The sequence below is a fragment of the Sphingomonas leidyi genome (assembly GCF_011761945.1).
Classification (GTDB): domain Bacteria; phylum Pseudomonadota; class Alphaproteobacteria; order Sphingomonadales; family Sphingomonadaceae; genus Sphingomonas; species Sphingomonas leidyi.
Genome location: NZ_JAASQV010000001.1, coordinates 871,933 through 887,638, shown reverse-complemented (window position 1 = coordinate 887,638; position 15,706 = coordinate 871,933). Strand labels below are relative to the sequence as shown.

The following is a 15,706-nucleotide window of genomic DNA, read 5'->3' as shown; positions in this document are numbered from 1 at the left end:
CACGCTATCCGATGGTCCGTGCGGCCAATTGGCTGCGCCGCCGGATCCGCTCCAGCGCCCCGGGGTTCCTGGCACTGGCGCTGCTGGTCGGGGTGGGTGCGGGCCTTTGCGCGATCGCGCTCGGCCAGATCGCGCGCGGCACCCAGCGGCTGCTGTTCGGCTTGGCGCAAGGCGAGCATCTCAGCGCCGCGGAGGCGATCGCGCCCTGGCGGCTGATCGCCCTGCCCATCGGCGGCGCGCTGCTCGGCCTGGTCCTGTGGTTCCTGCGCCGGCGCCAGGCCGTCGACATCGTGGAAGCCAATGCGCTGCACGGCGGCCGCATCCCTGCGCGGGACACGGCGACGGTGGTGGGCACCACCTTGCTCTCCAACAGCTTCGGCGCATCGGTGGGGCTCGAGGCGGCCTATGCCCAGGCGGGCGGCGGCCTGGCATCGCTGCTCGGGCAGAAGATGAAGCTCCGGCGGAGCGACTTGCGCACGCTGATGGCGGCAGGCGCGGGCGCCGCCGTCAGCGCCGCGTTCGGCGCCCCGCTGACCGGCGCCTTCTATGCCTTCGAAGTGGTGCTCGGCGCTTATAGCACCGCCACCGTCGCCCCGGTGATGCTCGCCGCGCTCGCCGCCGCCGTGCTCGCGCGGGCGATGGGCATGACGCCCTATGTGATCGCGGCCGGCGGCATGCACCCGATCGGCACCGCCGACTATGCGCTCTACGCGATCCTCGGGCTGCTCTGCGCCGGGCTGGGGATCGCCTTGATGCGGATGGTCTCGCTGGTCGAGCGCGCCGTGCATCGCTCGACGCTGCCCGCGCATTGGGCGCCCCTGGTCGGCGGGCTCCTGCTCGTGCCGCTCGGCCTGCTCTCGCACCAGACGCTCTCCGGCGGGCATGGTGCGCTCAACCTCAACCTGATGGCCGAAGTGACGATCGCCGGCCTGGCGCTGACGATCCTGCTCAAGATGCTCGCCTCGGCGCTGTCGCTCGGCTTCGGCTTCCGCGGCGGCCTGTTCTTCGCCTCGCTGTTCCTCGGCTCGCTGGTCGGGCGGCTCTATCAGGTGGTGCTGGCGGAAATTCCCGGCCTCCATGTCCTCGCCCCCGACGACGCCACCGTGGTCGGCATGGCCGCGCTCGCCGTGGCGGTGGTCGGCGGCCCGCTCACCATGTCGCTGCTGGTGCTGGAAGTGACGCATGATTTCAGCATCACCGGCGTCGCGGTGGCCGCCAGCCTGATCTCTTCCACCGTGGCGCGCGCGACCTTCGGCTACAGCTTCTCTACCTGGCGGCTGCATCTGCGCGGCGAGACGCTGCGCAGCGGCCGCGACGTCGGCTGGATGCGGGCGCTCACCGCCGGGCAGATGATGCGCCGCGACGTGCCCCGGTTCGCCGCCGATGCCAGCGTCTCGGCGTTCCGGGATCGCTTCCCGCTCGGCTCGACCACGCGCGTGGTGCTGCTCGACGGGGAGGGCCATTATGCCGGCATCGTCGATACGGCCGCCGCCTGGTCGCCGGAGGTGGAGCCGGTGGTGGAGATCGGCACGCTGGGGAAGCTGCCCCAGGCCAGGCTCGCTCCCGAGATGGGGATCGGCGCGGTGCTGGAGGCGTTCGACCGCGTCGTGGCGGACGATCTGGTGGTGGCGGGCCCCGATGGCGATGTCCTCGGGCTGATCACCGAACGGCATGCCCGGCGCCGCTACGCCGAGGAACTGGAGCGCGTCCAGCGCGAGCTCTACGGCGAGGTCTGAGCTATTTGCGCTGGCCGCTGCGCTTGGCGATCACATCGCTGCGCAGCGCTTCGCGCCGGGCGAACAGCTCAGCTTCTTCCGAAGGCGAGAGCCCGCCGGCGGAGTAGCGCTCCTCCAGCGTATCTATCTGATAGGCCTCGCGCTTGAGCTGCCTGGCCTCGCCCCGGGTCAGTTGCCCGCTGTCGCGGCCGGCACGGATATCACTGCGGATCTTTGCAGTCTCGGCGGCGCTCTGGTCGTGGCTCATCGCACTACCCGACGGACCCTGCATCACCGGCCCGCCCCAAATCTGCGCTGAAGCAGGCGCGGCGACGAGCAGCAGGGGCGCGAGGATCAGGTGGCGGCGCATCGGGGCATTCCCAAGCAGATGAAGGGCAAAGCTCGCCCGCCCCGGTTGAACGCCGGCTGAACACCCCGTCGCCGCAAGACGCGGCCCATGAAAAGGGGCGCCCGATCGCTCGGACGCCCCTTCGAGATCCAGGTCGCGAAGGATCAGCTGTCCTGATCCGCGCGGCTCACCCCGGCGCCATCGAGGTTCTGGGAGACGAAGTCCCAGTTGATGATGTTCGCGGTGATCGTCTCGAGATATTTCGGACGCAGGTTGCGATAGTCGATGTAATAGGCGTGCTCCCACACGTCGATCGTGAGCAGCGGCTTCATGCCCTCATAGACCACCGGCGTATCGGCGTCGTGGAGCGACGTGACCTTCAGCGCATCGCCGTCGAGCACCAGCCAGCCCCAGCCGTTCGAGAAATGGTTGGTCGATTCCGCGATCAGCTTCTTCACCAGCTCGTCGGTCGAGCCGTACTGCGCGTCGATCAGTTCGGCGAGCTTGCCGCTCGGCGCGGTCTTCTCGCCGGTCAGGCCCTGCCAGAAGAAGCTGTGGTTCCAGATCTGCGCCGAGTTGTTGAACAGGCCCTTGTCGCCGGTGGCCCTGGCATGCGCGATCACTTCGCTGAGCTTGCGGCCCTCCAGGCCCTTCTCGGCGATGAAGCCGTTGGTCTTGTCGACATAGGCCTTGTGGTGCTTGCCGTAATGGTAGTCGAGCGTCTCCGCCGACATGTGCGGCGCCAGCGCGTCCTTGTCGAACGGAAGCGGGGGAAGTTCGAAAGCCATGCGGGTCTCTCCAGGTCACCAGGGGGTTCACCCGGCCAACGAACCGCCGGGCGATGCGGTCCCTCCCCTAGCGCGCAAAATTCGCCGCTGTCGCGGAAAAATCGTTGCGTCGGGCAAATGAAAATTCCGATCGCGGGCGATTGGCGGAATTACTGTTGCAAACGCTAATCATTAGCTTGATTTGCAAGAGCTTATCTTACGCCGTCACCCCCGCGAAGGCGGGGATGACGAGGAGTAGAATGGAGATGGCGACGGGCCGACGATCAGCCCCCCGCCTGGAGCAGTTCATGCCGCTTCAGCGCGTGGCGCAGCTGGTCATAGGTGAGCCCCAGCGCTTCCGCCGTGGCGCGCTGGTTGAAGCGATGATCGGCGAGCGCACGCTGGAGCAGTTCCTTCTCGAAGCGCGCCACCCGGCCCTTGAAGTCCGCCGCCCCCGCGACGATCGCGGGCTGCGCCTCCAGCACGATCGGCGCGAGCTCGGCGGCGGGCGCCGGCGCGGACAAAGCGCTGCCCTGCATCGGGCGCATCCGCCAGGGCGACTGAAAGGGATCGATCTCGATCGCGTCGATCGGCCCATCCTGCTCCCAGCGATAGACCGCGCGCTCGACGACGTTGCGCAGCTCGCGGACGTTGCCGGGCCAGTCATAATGGGTGAGGATGTCGAGCGCGTGGGGGCCCCAGCCCGGCCAGTCCACCCAGCCGATCTCAGACGCCATGCGCCGGCCATAGAATTCCGCCAGCACTTCGACATCGCCGCCGCGGTGCCGGAGCGGCGGCAGCGTCACCACTTCGAAGCTCAGCCGGTCGAGCAGGTCGGCGCGGAAGCTGCCTTTCTCCACGCGCTCGGGGAGATGCTCGTTGGTCGCCGCGACGATGCGGACATCGACCTGTACCGGCCGCGACGAGCCGATCCGCGTGATCTCGCCATATTCCACGGCACGCAGCAGCCGTTCCTGCGCGCCCATCGAAAGCGTGCCCAGCTCGTCGAGGAACAACGTGCCGCGATGCGCCTCCTCGAACCGGCCCACCCGCGCCTTGGTCGCGCCGGTAAAGGCTCCCGCCTCATGGCCGAACAGCTCGGCCTCGATCAGCGTCTCGGGCAGGGCCGCGCAGTTCATCGTGACCAGCGGCTGGTCCCAGCGCGGGGACAGGCGGTGAAGGCGCTCGGCGACCAGCTCCTTGCCGGTGCCGCGCTCGCCGATCACCAGCACCGGGCGATCGAGCGCCGCGGCCCGGCTGGCCCGTTCCAGCGCGTCGAGAAATGCCGAGGACTGGCCGATGACCTGGGTTATGCGCTCCATGCCAAATCCTTGGTGTATTTTCCCAACACTTGGCAAGTGCAATCCCGCACCTGAACGCCGAATGAATGGTAAAAACGGCAGATTTCTGCGGTTTTCACAAATTGGCACGCCCCCTGCAATGCTTTGAGCAAGCCCGCTGACGGGCCAGGAAAACGCCAAGGTTCAAGGAACAGGAACATGACCGCCAACGCCGCCTACTACCGCAACGCCTTCTTCTCGGTGGCTCTTTCGGTAGCCGCCAGCCTGGTCATCATGGCCGGCACGGTCGGCCCGGTGATGGCCTGAACGAAACGACAAGGGTCTCCCGCTCGCAGCCCCTCGCGAGCGGAAACCTGACGGGAGGGGTCACCCCCTAGGCCCCTCCCGGCGGGAAACAGAAACGAAGGAGTAACGACGAAATGGGTATCTTCTCGCGAACCCGTGACATCATCGCAGCCAACGTCACCGACCTGCTGGACAAGGCGGAGGATCCGGCGAAGATGGTCCGCATGATCATCCTCGAGATGGAGGAAACCCTGGTCGAGGTCCGCGCTTCCGCGGCCCGCACCATCGCGGACCAGAAGGAGATGCGCCGCCATATCGCCAAGCTCGAGAAGCTCCAGGAGAGCTGGACCGAGAAGGCGGAGCTGGCGCTCTCGAAGGGCCGCGAGGATCTGGCCAAGGCCGCGCTGGTCGAGAAGCAGAAGGCCGTCGACATGTGCGAGCAGCTTTCGGAGGAGATCTCGGTGCTCGACGAGGCGCTGCGCGCTTCGGAGGAGGACATCAACAAGCTCCAGACCAAGCTGCGCGAGGCCCGTGCCCGCCAGAACTCGATCGTCACCCGCCTGGAGACGGCGAGCAACCGGGTCCGCCTGCGCGAGATGACCAATGGCAGCCGCATGCAGGACGCCTTCTCGCGCTTCGACGTGCTGGAGCGCCGGGTCGACCTGGCCGAGGGCCGCGCCGATGCCGCCGGCCTGGGCGCCGCGCCGAAGACGCTCGACGAGGAAATCGCCGAACTCCGCTCGTCGGAGAAGGTGGATGCCGAGCTCGAAGCCCTGAAGAAGCGCCTCGGCAAGGGAGAATAAGCGATGGAAGACGTCTTCCTTCCCATCGTCATCGTCGGGATGCTCTTCATCGGCCTCCCCTGGGTGATCATGCACTACATCACCAAGTGGAAGCAGTCGGGCACGATCACCAACGAGGACGAGAAGCTGCTGGACGAGCTGCACTATACCGCCCGCCAGCTCGAGGAACGCCTGCTCACCGTCGAGCGGATCATCGCCGCCGACAACCCCGATTTCCGCCCGGTCCGGGACCCGCTTCCCGAACAGAGCCCCTACGATATTTCCCGGAGGAACTGAGATGTCGAGCCGCACCAAATTCTATCTCGACAAGGCCAACGGCAAGTGGCTGGGCGTGTGTTCGGGCCTGGCGGACTATACGGGCATCGACGTGATCTGGCTCCGCCTCGGCATGGTGCTGGTCACCTTCAGCACCTTTCCGATGGGCCTGGTCGCCTATCTGCTGATCGCCTGGCTGGCCCCGGCCAAGCCCTATGGCCTCTACCAGGGGCCCGAGGAAGCCAAGTTCTGGCAGGGCGTGCGCAGCAACCCGAGCCGCTCGACCGCCGAGGTCCGCTCGAAGTTCCGCGACATCGACCGCCGCCTGGCCGATATCGAGATGTACTATACGAGCCGCAACACCCGGCTCGCCGACGAGATCGACAGCCTGCGCTGAGCCAATCGCCAGGTCGTCAACAGGGAGGATGAAATGAGGGAGTTGAGTTGGCTGGTACCGGTACTGATCGTCGCTGCGGTGATGGCGTCCCGGGCCTTCCAGACCTGGGTCCGCGCCAAGCATGGCTACCCGATCGAGGATGAGGATGGCCGCCGCGGCCGCCGCAGCTTCCGGGGCCAGGGCGGAGACCTGGAGGCAGACCGCAAGATCGCGCTGCTCGCCTCGGAGAATGAGCGGCTGACCGGCCAGATCAGCCGGCTGGAGGAGCGGATCGCGGTCCTGGAACGGATCGCCACCGACCCCGCCGAGCGCGTGGCCCGCGAAATCGACGGCCTGCGCTGAGCGACGGCCCAAGGAGAGAAAAGAGATGGAAAAGGTTCAACTCTTCACCGCCTTCGCCCCGGCGATCACGATCGTCGGCATCGCGGGGATCCTCGGCTGGGTGCTCACCACCTGGATGCGCGTGAAGCATGGCTACCCGCTCGACGGTTCGTGGGGCCAGGCGATCTACCCGCAGAACAGCGACGAGGCGATGGAGCGGATCAAGCTGCTCAGCCAGGAAAATGCCCAGCTCCGCGCCGAACTGGGCGCGGTCAAGGACCGGCTCGCCAATGTCGAGCGGATCGTGACCGACGGCGCCCATATGCTCGACCGCGAGATCGAGCAGCTGCGCGGCCCGCACAACTGAGGAGATACCGATGTCGATCAGCCCCCTGCTCATCCCCATCCTGGGCATCTCCTGCGGGCTGCTGGCGATCCTCGGCGGCGTGTTCATCAAGCCCTGGATCGCCCTGCAGCAGCGCAAGCTGGAGCTCGAGGCGCAGATGGTCGCCGAAAAGGCCGCCCAATATGCGGCGCAGACCGAACGGCTCGAACAGCGGGTCCGGGTGCTGGAGCGGATCGTGACCGACAAGGGCATCGACCTCTCCGACGAGATCGAGAAGCTGCGGGATGCCCCGCCACTGAATTGAGAGTTCCCACGCGGCGCAGCATGCGCCGCCAGTAAGAGGAAAGTCCGACATGATTGCCATCATAGTGTTCGCAGTGCTGACGGCACTGTGCGGGGGAGCTATTGTCCTCGCCGAGAAGCGGGACCGCCCCGTCCGCCGCGCCGAGCGGCTCGCCCGGGCCGCCCAGCAGAACTGATCCCACGCAGCGCGCTTGAAGGAGTAATGGAATGAACCCGTTCGAGATGGTTTTCGCGATTGTCGTGATCGTCACGATCGGCAGCGTCATCAAGGCGCGCTACGGCATCCGCAAGGACAAGGACGGCGACGAGCTCCATCGCGGCGGCACTGCCACGGATGGCGTCGCCGCCGTCGAGAACGCCCGGCTCCGCGACGAGATCCGCGCTCTCAAGGAGCGCGTCCAGGTCCTCGAACGCGTGATCACCGACACCGAAGGCAGCCTTCGTCTCGACCGCGAGATCGAATCGCTGCGCGACAAGAACTGAATGCGTCAGACCAAGGGAGGCATGACGTGACCCAGGATCCGACTATGTACCTCACCCTCGCCGTCTCCGGCCTCGCCGGGCTCGGCATGATCACCACCGCCGGCCTTTCGGGTTGGCGCGGCTGGCTGGCCCTGAAGCGCCAGGAGCTGGATGCCCATCACGGGCCGGAAGCGGCCCCCGCCATGCCCACTGCGGCCTCGCGGATCGAGATCGCCGATCTCAAGGAGCGCATCCGCAAGCTCGAAGCGATCGCGGCCGGGGTGGACCTCTGAGGTCCACCCGGCTAGCGGCGGGGCATGACCAGCCTCGACGACTTGGCAGAAGAATATGCGTTCCTCGAAGCCGATGACCGCTATCGCCTGCTGATCGACCTGGGCCGCGGGCTGGAGGCAATGCCCGATGCGCTCAAGACCGACGCCACCCTGGTCCGCGGCTGTTCCGCCGCGGTGTGGGTCTACCCCACCAGGCGCGACGACGGCCGGCTCCATTTCCTCGCCGATTCGAATGCGGCGATCACCAAGGGCATCATCGCGCTGGTGCTGCTCACGGTACAGGACAAGGCCCCGGCCGAGATATTGGCGACCGACATCGAAGCCGCGCTCGCGCCGTTCGACCTGAAGAACCAGCTGAGCTCGAACCGGACCCAGGGAATTCCGAACATGATCGCCTTGGTGCGCGAGACGGCGCTACGCTACGCCGGCTGAATTCGCGCACGCACCATCGTCATCCTGGAGCCGGTCCGGAGGGGACGCGTGACGGCTAGGACGGCTTGTGCCCCAGCCCCAATTCCGCGGCCACCACATCCAGGTCCGTCCCCTTCGGCACGAGCAGCCATTCCCGCGGCCCACCGGCATCGACCACCGTCACCGCGCCGCGCGGGCAGACGCCCATGCACTTCACCTCGACGATCCCCAACTCGGCCTTGCGGCCCTTCTTCAAGCCGAGATGCTTGCGCAGCGCCTTGGCGAGCGGCGTGCGTTCCCTGGCCCCGAAGCCGCCCTTCAGCTTCTTCGAGCATTTCGCGCAGACCAGGATGGTTTGCCCCCAATTGGAGGGGACGCGAGGCTTCAATCGCCCTTCCATGTCCGCCGTTCCTCGGCGGCCTTGAGCACGTCATAGGCCGCCTGGATCGCCTGGAAGCGTTGCGCGGCTTCGGCGTCGCCCGGCTTCACATCGGGATGATTCACCTTGGCGAGCCGCCGCCACGCGCCGCGCACCGCCTCGAAATCGGCATCGACCTCGAGCTCGAGCACTTCGAGCGCCCGCATCTCGTCGCGCGAGCGGCTGCCGTCGCCCGGCCCCGCCCAGCCATTATACTTCGCCTCGGCAAAGCCAGACGCGTCGCGCCGCTCGTCCGCCTCGCGCTTTGCCGCCTCTTCCGCGGTCAGGCCGGCGAAATAATCCCAGTTGCGGTTATATTCGGCGGCATGCGCCTCGCAGAAATACCAGCGCTCGCGGCTGTTGGGCGATTTGGGGGCGGGCCGGTCGCCCGGCTGGTCGCAGCCATGGCGATCGCACATGCGCACCTGCACGGCCTCGCGCTCGGCGCCATAGGCGCGCCAGCGCGGAAACCCCCAGTCGGTCGAGCGTGTCGATCTTGCCATGCCGCCCAGATAGCCCCTCGTTCGGTCGGCGCAAGCGCGATGCCGCTCCATCAGGTGAAATGCCAGAGGGTCTATAAGCCGGGTTCTGTCCTCGCCTGACGGCGATGTGCGACCATTCCTCTAGGCGACGGATCGCTCCGCCGCTCCAGCAACCAACCCGGGCGACGGGCCGGAACCAGGCCCATGCGCCGCCCCTATTCGGTCTTGCTCCCGGTGGGGTTTGCCGTGCCGCTTCCGTTGCCGGTCGCGCGGTGCGCTCTTGCCGCACCCTTTCACCCTTGCCGCTCCCGAAGGAGGTAGGCGGTCTGCTCTCTGTGGCACTTTCCCTGGGGTCGCCCCCGCCGGGCATTACCCGGCACCGTGTTTCCGTGGAGCCCGGACTTTCCTCGCGTGCTTGCGCACCCGCGGCCGCCCAACCCTCTGGCGCGGACCGCTCTAGCGAAGCCGCGCGCGACTGCAAGGGCTCAGGGCGTTTTCCCCGGCTCGGCGGCGCGCAGCACGGCGGTACCCCAGGCCATCACCTCGACTCGCCAGGTAACGTTCAGGCCCGACGCCAGCGCGATCTTGCGATAGTCGGATCCCAGCCCGGTCACGCCATCGGCACCGCGCACGCGCGCGATCCGCTGCACGGCTTCGGTCGCCTCGCTGACGGTGGGGATGTTGACGGAAGCGGGCACGCCGCCGCGCGCGTCGGCGCGGGCGACGCCGGAGAGATAGGCCTGGACCGGGCCCAGGGATGTAAGGCCGATATTGCTGCTCACGGCGGAACCACCTCCCCCTTCCTATAGATCATCCTATACTTGCAATATCCTGCATGGGAATGGTGCATGCCTGCGTAACTATTCGTCGCCCTGGGGCTTGGGCAGGAGCAGCGCGAGCAGCAGGCAGCGGCATTCCATGTCGATCTCGCCATCGATCATCTCGGGTCGGAAACGGCGCTGGAAGGCGACGACCGCGGCCTGCTCGTCGGTCACGTCATAGCCGAAACGCTCGAGCGCCATGATGAAGCCGGCATCGGGCCAGCCGGGATCCATCAGGTTCTTCGTGGGCCGCGGCAGCGCCAGGCGCAGGCGGGCGAGCGCGTGCCAGTTGAACAGCTCGCCCGGATCCTGCTTGCGCGCCGGCGCCACGTCCGAATGGCCGACGACGTTGCCGCGGGTGATGCCGTAGCGCGCCTTGATCTCGGCGACGAGCGGGATCAGCGCGCCCATCTGCCCGGCCGGGAACGGGCGATAGCCATGCTCATGGCCCGGATTGACGATCTCGATGCCGACCGAGGCGGAATTCACGTCCTTGATCCCGCGCCAGTGCGAGCGGCCGGCATGCCAGGCGCGCTTCTCCTCGGGCACCAGCCGGTGGATCGTTCCGTCCTCGTCGACCAGATAATGGGCAGAGACCTTCGCCGCGGGATCGCGCAGCCGGTCGAGCGCGGCGGCGGCGCTCTCCATGCCGGTATAGTGCAGCACGATCATGGTGACCGGCAGCGCCCGCGCGTCGAAATTGGGCGAAGGCGCGTCGAGAAAGGCCAGGCCGTTGTGCATCGCGCACGACGCTAGCCGCGCAGGGCCGCCGCGATCAACCCGCCGCGCGCAGCGTCCCCGGCGCGTCGACCGGACGATAGAAGCCGCGATAGCGCTCGCAGGGTGCGAAATGATCGGTCTGGCCGATCACCGTCTCGCCCGCGCCCAGAGCGAGCAACCCGCCCGGCCGCATCGCCGAAGCCAGGCTGTCGAACACCTTGCGGCGCACCGCGAGCGAGAAATAGAGCATCACGTTGCGGCACAGGATGATGTCGAACATGCCCGCCGGAGCGGGATCGAGAGTCAGGTTGTGCTGGCGGAATTGGAGCTTGCGCACCAGCTCGGGCTTGGCGGCCCAATCGGCGCCCACCGTGTCGAACCAGGTCATCATCCGGCGCACCGGCAGGCCGCGCTGGATCTCGAACTGCGAGAAGCGGCCGCTCCGTGCGCGCGCCAGCGCCGCGGGGGAGACGTCGGTCGCCACGATCTCGGGATCGGGCAGGCCGCGTTCGGAAAAGAGCATGGCGAGGCTCAGCGGCTCCTGCCCGGTCGAGCAGCCGGCGGACCAGATGCGCAGCCGGCGGGTGCCGATCTCGGCCTGCATCTCCGCCGCCGCGTCGACGATCATGTCGAGCACGGCGGCGTCGCGGAAGAAGCTGGTCTCCTGGTTGAGCAGCGCATCGACCACCAGGTCCGCCAGTTCCCCGGTCCGCGCCGCGATCAGCTGGGCCACCAGCTCGTCCAGGCTGGCCAGCCCGCGCGCGCGCAGGATCGGCTTCAGCGCCGTCTCGATCCGCCAGGTGCGGTTCGCCGCGATCTGCTGGCCGGCGCGCTGCTCGAGTAGTGCCGCGATCATGTTCATCGCGCCTGCCGAGGCGATCGGCGTGGAGCCCGGGATCATGCCCCGCCTCCGCCGCGGGCGATCAGCCGCCCGATCTCGTCCGGCGGCAATATCGCGCTCGCCCGGCCCGCATTGGCCACCGCGCCGGGCATGCCCCACACCACCGAGCTGGCCCGATCCTGCGCCAGCACGCGCGCGCCGGCATCGACCAGGTCCCTGGCGCCCTCGCAGCCGTCGCGCCCCATGCCGCTCAGCACCACGCCCAGCGCGCGCGCCCCGAACACTTCCGCGACGCTTTCGAACATGGGATCGACCGAGGGCATGCAGCCGCTCGCCGCCTTCTCATGGGTCAGGCGGATCGCCGCGCCGTCGGACGTGCGGACCACGCGCAGATGCGCGTCGCCCGGGGCGACGATGATCCGGCCGGGCCGGATGCGCATCCGGTCGGCCGCGACTTCGCAGGGCCGGCCGCCGAGCACCGCGAGCTGCGTGGCGAAATAGCTCATGAACGAGACCGGCAGGTGCTGGGTCACCAGGATCGGCACCTGGAAGCGCGCCGGGATGGCGCGCAGCAACTGGCTGAGCGCGTGGATGCCGCCCGTCGAGGCGCCGATCGCAACCAGATCGAAGCCCTCGGGCGCCTGGGCGGGAAACTGATATTGCGGATGCTGCACCGCAGGCTCGGGCTGCGCATGGGCATGGGCCTGGGCCTCGATCAGGCGGGAGAGCCGCTCCTCGAGCACTTCGGCGAAGCGGCCGCCGAACGCGCCGATGCCGGGCTTTACCAGCGTGTCCGCCGCGCCCAGCGCCAGCGCCTGCACGGTCACCGCCGCGCCCTGCTCGGCCGCCGACGAGACGATCAGCACCTTGGCCCCGCGTCCCGCCGCGATCACATCGGGCAGCGCGGTGATGCCGTCGATCCCCGGCATCTCGATATCGAGCAGGATGATGTCGACGCTGTGCGTCTTCAGATACTCGAGCGCCGCCCGCACATCGCTATAGGCGGCAGCGACGCGGAAACGGCGCGTGCCTTCCACCATCCGCCCCAGCACCGATCGCGCGACGACCGAATCGTCGACAATCAGCACCTGCGCCGGTCCGGCGGGGGTGCCGCCATATCCGGTGTCCGCAAGAGATGCCTGCGCCACTTGTGGCTCCCTCATGCGCCGCTCAGGCGACGCCGACGATCTGCAGCTTGCTTTCCAGCGTCTCGCGGTCGAACGGCTTCATGACATATTCGTCGGCGCCGGCCTCGATGGCGGCGCGGATATAGGCCATGCCGTTCTCGGTGGTGCAGAACACCACTTTCGGGCGCTGCGGCAGCCCGGAATCCTTCAGCGCGCGCAGGAAGTCCATGCCGCTCATCACGGGCATGTTCCAGTCGAGCAGGATCACGTCCGGCGGCGTCTGCAGGCAGGAGTCGAGCGCCTCGCGGCCGTCACCCGCCTCGCGCACTTCGAAGTCGAGCGTTTCCAGGATGTGCCGGGCGACCTTCCGGATCACCTTGGAATCGTCGACGACCAGACAAGTCTTCATTTTCCCCTGTTCCCCGCTTTCAGCGCTCTAGGTGGAGTGGACAGTGCACGAAAGGCGTAAGCGCCACGTTAATCGCGAGATTAATTCGGCCCGGCATAGCCGGGCACCAGGCTGGCAAGGTCGATCGCCAGGATCGGCTCGCCGTCGCGCTCCACGATTCCCCGCCCCGCCCCGCGCCAGGCGGGGTCGAGCGTGACGCCATGCGCGAGCGGCAGCAACTCGAACGGCGCGACATCGTCGAGCGCATCGACCAGCATCGCATAATGATGCCCCTCGACATGGGTGATCACCGCGCGTCGCGCCGGGCTGCCGCCCGCCATGCCGAGCGCCGACTGGGTGTCGACCACCGTCACCACGCGGCTGCGCAGTGCGGCAAGGCCGCGGACATGCGCCGAGGCGCGCGGCACCGCCGTCACCTCGCCGATATCGACCACCGATTCCACTTGCTCGGAATCGATCGCCACGGCGCGCCCGGCGATCTGGGCGATGAGATAGAGATGCGACATCAACGGCCTGCCTTGCCGGAAACCCGGGCCTGGAGCGCGGAAAGCAATCCCGCACGATCATATCTATAGACGCTGTCGTCGCCCGAGCCGCCCGCGGCGCGCTTCTTTCGCAGCCGGACGACCGGAGCCGGCAGGCCGGTCGTCTCCCGGCCATCCTCGGTCGAGAGCACCACGGCAGGCGTCTCGCCAGGCGCCAGGCGCAGCGCGACGCGGTAGCCCGACGCCTCCAGCAGCGGCTTGACGAAGGATGCCATCCAGCCATCGTCGTCGCCTGCGATCAGGCAGAGCGGCGGGCTGTCCTCCACTTCGCGCTCGGCATGCTCGTCGAAGATCCACAGCATGTCGACCAGTTCGACCTGCTCGCCATCCACCAGCACCACCCCGGCGATGGGCCCCGGCTCGCGGGCCGGCGCGATCTCCTCGGGCAGCATCACGATGTCGGCGGCTTCCTCGATCGCATAGCTGACTTCGTTGGTGCCGTCCTTGAGGCGCAGCACGTTGATCCGCTCCAGTCCGTCCAGGTCGCCATGCGCGGCGAGCGGCAGGATGCGGTCGTCGATCGTCACCCGGAAGCGGCCGGCGGCGAAGCGGACATTGCCGGCATCGACCTGCTCCACCCGGTCGACCGCCGCCAGCGGCACCGCGCGGCGCACGCCGTCCAGGTCGCGGAACAGCAGGGCGGGCAGGCCCGGCGCGGCCTCGGCCTCCTCTTCCTCCTCGAAGATCTGCTGGCCGTCGCGGCTGAAATCCAGGCTCGCCGCCTTGGCCATGCCGGCGCAATCGAGCAGCAGCATCGGCAGGCCCGAATCCGGCAGCGTCTGGCCGGCATAGAGGCCGGTCGACATCACCGCGGGCGAGGCCGGCTTGATCACCAGCTCCTCATTGTCGAGCACCGTGTCGACCGCGAGCGCATAGCTGCCCTCGCTGACGCTGACGATGGCGAGCATCTGGCTGCCCTCGTCGCGCGCGACGGCGGCGGGCAGGCCGAGCATGTCGGCCAGGTGGATCAGCGGCATGCGGCGCTCGCGCACGGTCGCGACCGGGGAGCCGCCGACCAGATCGACCCGGATCGCCTCGCCGCGCTCGGTCACGATCTCCTCGATCGACTGGCGCGGAATGGCGAAGCGCTGGCCGTCCACCCCCACCACGATCGTCGAGATGATCGAAAGCGTCAGCGGCACATGGATGGCAATGCGCAGGCCCTTGCCCGGCGTGCTGTCGAGCTCGACGCGGCCGCCGATCTGCTCGATCGCGGCGCGCACCACGTCCATGCCCACGCCCCGGCCCGAGATCTCGGTCACCACGTCCCTGGACGAAAGCCCCGGTTCGAACACCAGGTCGAGCTTGGCACGCGCCGAAAGGCTGCGCAGCTTGGCCTCGTCGCGGCCATTGGCGGCCAGCTTCTGGATCAGCCGCTCGGTATCGATGCCGCGGCCATCGTCCGCGATCTCGATGATGATCTGATTGCCCGACTGGCGCGCGGAGACCGACAGCCGGCCATTCTCGCGCTTGCCGCCGGCGCGGCGCTCGGCCGGCGTCTCGATGCCATGGTCGATCGAGTTGCGGATGATGTGGACCAGCGGATCGCGCATCACTTCGATCATCTCGCGATCGAGCTCGACGTCGGAGCCGTCGACCTGGAGCATCACCGACTTGCCCAGCCCCGCCGCCGTGTCGCGCACCATGCGCGGCAGCGCGGAGAAGAGCGCGTCGATCTTCTGCATGCGGGTGCGCGTCACCGTGTCGCGCATCTCGCCCACCGTGAGCGACAGGCGCTCGAGCGCGGCCTCGATGGCGGGGTCGATCTCGCCGTTCCGCAATCGGCGGGCCAGTTCGTTGCGGGCCAGCACCATGTCCGACATGCCGGACATCATCCGGTCGAGCAGGTCGACGTTGAGGCGCACGCTGCGCGAAGGCGCGCGGCTGACGATCGGGCCGGCATGGGCGATTTCCTCGGCGCCCTCGGCCAGCGCGGCGACCAGCAGGTCGTCGCCGCTGTCGTCCAGGCTGGTGCCCGATTCGATCGCTTCCACCAGCTCGCCGATCCGGTCGACCACCGCGAGCACGGCGTTGACGAGCCCGCGATCCGGCGCGCGCCTCCCCTCGCGCACCTGGGCCAGCACGTCCTCGGCGGCATGGCTGAGCCGGCCGAGACGCGGCAGGTCGAGAAAGCCGCAGCTTCCCTTCACCGTGTGCACGAAGCGGAAGATGGCATCGAGGCGGGCGCGGTCCGCAGGATGCGCCTCCCACGCGACGATCTCGCCCGAAAGCGCTTCGAGCGTCTCACGCGTCTCGGCGATGAATTCCTGCAGCAGGTCGTCCATGGGGCCCCGGAAAGCAAATTTGCGGGGCGGTTGTGCGGGATGGGTGGTTA

At 68.2% G+C, this 15,706-nt stretch carries 23 protein-coding genes and 1 other RNA gene; 11 read left to right on the top strand and 13 right to left on the bottom strand.

Annotated elements, in window-relative coordinates:
• The first annotated feature begins 11 nt into the window (after nt 1–11).
• A complete protein-coding gene (locus FHR20_RS04450) occupies nt 12–1,736 on the top strand; it encodes a chloride channel protein (protein ID WP_167299368.1) in 1,725 nt (574 codons plus the stop codon).
• 1 nt (nt 1,737) lies between these two features.
• On the opposite strand, the gene FHR20_RS04445 is transcribed toward FHR20_RS04450, so the two are convergent.
• The 3 genes from FHR20_RS04445 to pspF all read right to left on the bottom strand — a co-directional run bounded on the left by FHR20_RS04445 (nt 1,738) and on the right by pspF (nt 4,153).
• The gene (locus tag FHR20_RS04445) at nt 1,738–2,085 is read right to left on the bottom strand and encodes a hypothetical protein (RefSeq protein ID WP_167298387.1); all 348 of its coding nucleotides are present in this window, start codon (nt 2,083–2,085) and stop codon (nt 1,738–1,740) included.
• A gap of 143 nt (nt 2,086–2,228) precedes the next feature.
• Complete coding sequence (locus FHR20_RS04440) at nt 2,229–2,852, bottom strand: superoxide dismutase (RefSeq protein ID WP_167298386.1); 624 nt, start codon at nt 2,850–2,852, stop codon at nt 2,229–2,231.
• Between the two features lie 263 nt (nt 2,853–3,115).
• Nucleotides 3,116–4,153 (bottom strand): phage shock protein operon transcriptional activator, encoded by a 1,038-nt coding sequence (pspF, locus tag FHR20_RS04435; protein ID WP_167298385.1) that lies wholly within the window; start codon nt 4,151–4,153, stop codon nt 3,116–3,118.
• 398 nt (nt 4,154–4,551) lie between these two features.
• Here pspF and pspA point away from each other — a divergent pair, with 398 nt between their 5' ends.
• The 10 genes from pspA to FHR20_RS04390 are packed head-to-tail and all read left to right on the top strand — an operon-like array spanning nt 4,552 to nt 8,029.
• Nucleotides 4,552–5,220 (top strand): phage shock protein PspA, encoded by a 669-nt coding sequence (gene pspA / locus FHR20_RS04430; protein WP_167298384.1) that lies wholly within the window; start codon nt 4,552–4,554, stop codon nt 5,218–5,220.
• Nucleotides 5,221–5,223: 3 nt separating this feature from the next.
• Nucleotides 5,224–5,496, top strand: coding sequence for an envelope stress response membrane protein PspB (gene pspB / locus FHR20_RS04425; protein WP_167298383.1), 273 nt, complete (start codon nt 5,224–5,226; stop codon nt 5,494–5,496).
• 1 nt (nt 5,497) lies between these two features.
• Complete coding sequence (pspC, locus tag FHR20_RS04420) at nt 5,498–5,872, top strand: envelope stress response membrane protein PspC (RefSeq protein WP_167298382.1); 375 nt, start codon at nt 5,498–5,500, stop codon at nt 5,870–5,872.
• A gap of 33 nt (nt 5,873–5,905) precedes the next feature.
• On the top strand, nt 5,906–6,214 hold the full coding sequence (locus FHR20_RS04415; protein ID WP_167298381.1) for a hypothetical protein: 309 nt from the start codon (nt 5,906–5,908) through the stop codon (nt 6,212–6,214).
• A 25-nt stretch (nt 6,215–6,239) separates the two neighbouring features.
• Nucleotides 6,240–6,560, top strand: coding sequence for a hypothetical protein (locus FHR20_RS04410; protein ID WP_208413397.1), 321 nt, complete (start codon nt 6,240–6,242; stop codon nt 6,558–6,560).
• 10 nt (nt 6,561–6,570) lie between these two features.
• On the top strand, nt 6,571–6,843 hold the full coding sequence (locus FHR20_RS04405) for a hypothetical protein (protein WP_179188024.1): 273 nt from the start codon (nt 6,571–6,573) through the stop codon (nt 6,841–6,843).
• Nucleotides 6,844–6,892: 49 nt separating this feature from the next.
• A complete protein-coding gene (locus FHR20_RS23005) occupies nt 6,893–7,018 on the top strand; it encodes a hypothetical protein (protein ID WP_256924105.1) in 126 nt (41 codons plus the stop codon).
• A gap of 31 nt (nt 7,019–7,049) precedes the next feature.
• A complete protein-coding gene (locus FHR20_RS04400) occupies nt 7,050–7,325 on the top strand; it encodes a hypothetical protein (RefSeq protein ID WP_167298380.1) in 276 nt (91 codons plus the stop codon).
• A 44-nt stretch (nt 7,326–7,369) separates the two neighbouring features.
• Nucleotides 7,370–7,597, top strand: a complete 228-nt coding sequence (locus FHR20_RS04395) for a hypothetical protein (RefSeq protein WP_167298379.1) — start codon at nt 7,370–7,372, stop codon at nt 7,595–7,597.
• A gap of 24 nt (nt 7,598–7,621) precedes the next feature.
• The gene (locus tag FHR20_RS04390) at nt 7,622–8,029 is read left to right on the top strand and encodes a SufE family protein (protein ID WP_167298378.1); all 408 of its coding nucleotides are present in this window, start codon (nt 7,622–7,624) and stop codon (nt 8,027–8,029) included.
• A gap of 55 nt (nt 8,030–8,084) precedes the next feature.
• Here FHR20_RS04390 and FHR20_RS04385 read toward each other — a convergent pair whose 3' ends face one another.
• The 10 genes from FHR20_RS04385 to FHR20_RS04340 form a co-directional block, all read right to left on the bottom strand.
• Complete coding sequence (locus tag FHR20_RS04385; protein ID WP_167298377.1) at nt 8,085–8,408, bottom strand: thioredoxin domain-containing protein; 324 nt, start codon at nt 8,406–8,408, stop codon at nt 8,085–8,087.
• Nucleotides 8,393–8,929: a J domain-containing protein gene (locus FHR20_RS04380; protein WP_086129407.1), complete on the bottom strand. Its 537-nt coding sequence runs from the start codon at nt 8,927–8,929 to the stop codon at nt 8,393–8,395. The genes FHR20_RS04385 and FHR20_RS04380 overlap by 16 nt, the downstream gene beginning before the upstream one ends.
• A 58-nt stretch (nt 8,930–8,987) precedes the next feature.
• Nucleotides 8,988–9,353, bottom strand: an RNA gene (rnpB, locus tag FHR20_RS04375) — RNase P RNA component class A.
• Between the two features lie 40 nt (nt 9,354–9,393).
• A complete protein-coding gene (locus FHR20_RS04370) occupies nt 9,394–9,690 on the bottom strand; it encodes a hypothetical protein (protein ID WP_086129099.1) in 297 nt (98 codons plus the stop codon).
• Between the two features lie 78 nt (nt 9,691–9,768).
• Complete coding sequence (locus tag FHR20_RS04365) at nt 9,769–10,470, bottom strand: N-acetylmuramoyl-L-alanine amidase (protein WP_167298376.1); 702 nt, start codon at nt 10,468–10,470, stop codon at nt 9,769–9,771.
• A gap of 34 nt (nt 10,471–10,504) precedes the next feature.
• A complete protein-coding gene (locus FHR20_RS04360; RefSeq protein ID WP_167298375.1) occupies nt 10,505–11,350 on the bottom strand; it encodes a CheR family methyltransferase in 846 nt (281 codons plus the stop codon).
• Nucleotides 11,347–12,330, bottom strand: a complete 984-nt coding sequence (locus FHR20_RS04355; protein ID WP_243857209.1) for a chemotaxis protein CheB — start codon at nt 12,328–12,330, stop codon at nt 11,347–11,349. Before FHR20_RS04355 ends, FHR20_RS04360 begins: the two co-directional genes overlap by 4 nt.
• Before the next feature lie 130 nt (nt 12,331–12,460).
• Complete coding sequence (locus FHR20_RS04350; protein ID WP_086129096.1) at nt 12,461–12,826, bottom strand: response regulator; 366 nt, start codon at nt 12,824–12,826, stop codon at nt 12,461–12,463.
• Between the two features lie 80 nt (nt 12,827–12,906).
• Nucleotides 12,907–13,332: a chemotaxis protein CheW gene (locus tag FHR20_RS04345; RefSeq protein WP_167298373.1), complete on the bottom strand. Its 426-nt coding sequence runs from the start codon at nt 13,330–13,332 to the stop codon at nt 12,907–12,909.
• Nucleotides 13,332–15,656, bottom strand: a complete 2,325-nt coding sequence (locus FHR20_RS04340; RefSeq protein ID WP_167298372.1) for a chemotaxis protein CheA — start codon at nt 15,654–15,656, stop codon at nt 13,332–13,334. Before FHR20_RS04340 ends, FHR20_RS04345 begins: the two co-directional genes overlap by 1 nt.
• Nucleotides 15,657–15,706 lie beyond the last annotated feature (50 nt).

What these genes read in the sequence shown, in the direction of transcription:
- FHR20_RS04450 (WP_167299368.1), top strand. Translation starts at nt 12, where the DNA reads ATGGTCCGTGCGGCCAATTGGCTGCGCCGCCGGATCCGCTCCAGCGCC.
- FHR20_RS04445 (WP_167298387.1), bottom strand. Translation starts at nt 2,085, where the DNA reads ATGCGCCGCCACCTGATCCTCGCGCCCCTGCTGCTCGTCGCCGCGCCT.
- FHR20_RS04440 (WP_167298386.1), bottom strand. Translation starts at nt 2,852, where the DNA reads ATGGCTTTCGAACTTCCCCCGCTTCCGTTCGACAAGGACGCGCTGGCG.
- pspF (WP_167298385.1), bottom strand. Translation starts at nt 4,153, where the DNA reads ATGGAGCGCATAACCCAGGTCATCGGCCAGTCCTCGGCATTTCTCGAC.
- pspA (WP_167298384.1), top strand. Translation starts at nt 4,552, where the DNA reads ATGGGTATCTTCTCGCGAACCCGTGACATCATCGCAGCCAACGTCACC.
- pspB (WP_167298383.1), top strand. Translation starts at nt 5,224, where the DNA reads ATGGAAGACGTCTTCCTTCCCATCGTCATCGTCGGGATGCTCTTCATC.
- pspC (WP_167298382.1), top strand. Translation starts at nt 5,498, where the DNA reads ATGTCGAGCCGCACCAAATTCTATCTCGACAAGGCCAACGGCAAGTGG.
- FHR20_RS04415 (WP_167298381.1), top strand. Translation starts at nt 5,906, where the DNA reads ATGAGGGAGTTGAGTTGGCTGGTACCGGTACTGATCGTCGCTGCGGTG.
- FHR20_RS04410 (WP_208413397.1), top strand. Translation starts at nt 6,240, where the DNA reads ATGGAAAAGGTTCAACTCTTCACCGCCTTCGCCCCGGCGATCACGATC.
- FHR20_RS04405 (WP_179188024.1), top strand. Translation starts at nt 6,571, where the DNA reads ATGTCGATCAGCCCCCTGCTCATCCCCATCCTGGGCATCTCCTGCGGG.
- FHR20_RS23005 (WP_256924105.1), top strand. Translation starts at nt 6,893, where the DNA reads ATGATTGCCATCATAGTGTTCGCAGTGCTGACGGCACTGTGCGGGGGA.
- FHR20_RS04400 (WP_167298380.1), top strand. Translation starts at nt 7,050, where the DNA reads ATGAACCCGTTCGAGATGGTTTTCGCGATTGTCGTGATCGTCACGATC.
- FHR20_RS04395 (WP_167298379.1), top strand. Translation starts at nt 7,370, where the DNA reads ATGTACCTCACCCTCGCCGTCTCCGGCCTCGCCGGGCTCGGCATGATC.
- FHR20_RS04390 (WP_167298378.1), top strand. Translation starts at nt 7,622, where the DNA reads ATGACCAGCCTCGACGACTTGGCAGAAGAATATGCGTTCCTCGAAGCC.
- FHR20_RS04385 (WP_167298377.1), bottom strand. Translation starts at nt 8,408, where the DNA reads ATGGAAGGGCGATTGAAGCCTCGCGTCCCCTCCAATTGGGGGCAAACC.
- FHR20_RS04380 (WP_086129407.1), bottom strand. Translation starts at nt 8,929, where the DNA reads ATGGCAAGATCGACACGCTCGACCGACTGGGGGTTTCCGCGCTGGCGC.
- FHR20_RS04365 (WP_167298376.1), bottom strand. Translation starts at nt 10,470, where the DNA reads ATGCACAACGGCCTGGCCTTTCTCGACGCGCCTTCGCCCAATTTCGAC.
- FHR20_RS04360 (WP_167298375.1), bottom strand. Translation starts at nt 11,350, where the DNA reads ATGATCCCGGGCTCCACGCCGATCGCCTCGGCAGGCGCGATGAACATG.
- FHR20_RS04355 (WP_243857209.1), bottom strand. Translation starts at nt 12,330, where the DNA reads ATGGTGGAAGGCACGCGCCGTTTCCGCGTCGCTGCCGCCTATAGCGAT.
- FHR20_RS04350 (WP_086129096.1), bottom strand. Translation starts at nt 12,826, where the DNA reads ATGAAGACTTGTCTGGTCGTCGACGATTCCAAGGTGATCCGGAAGGTC.
- FHR20_RS04345 (WP_167298373.1), bottom strand. Translation starts at nt 13,332, where the DNA reads ATGTCGCATCTCTATCTCATCGCCCAGATCGCCGGGCGCGCCGTGGCG.
- FHR20_RS04340 (WP_167298372.1), bottom strand. Translation starts at nt 15,656, where the DNA reads ATGGACGACCTGCTGCAGGAATTCATCGCCGAGACGCGTGAGACGCTC.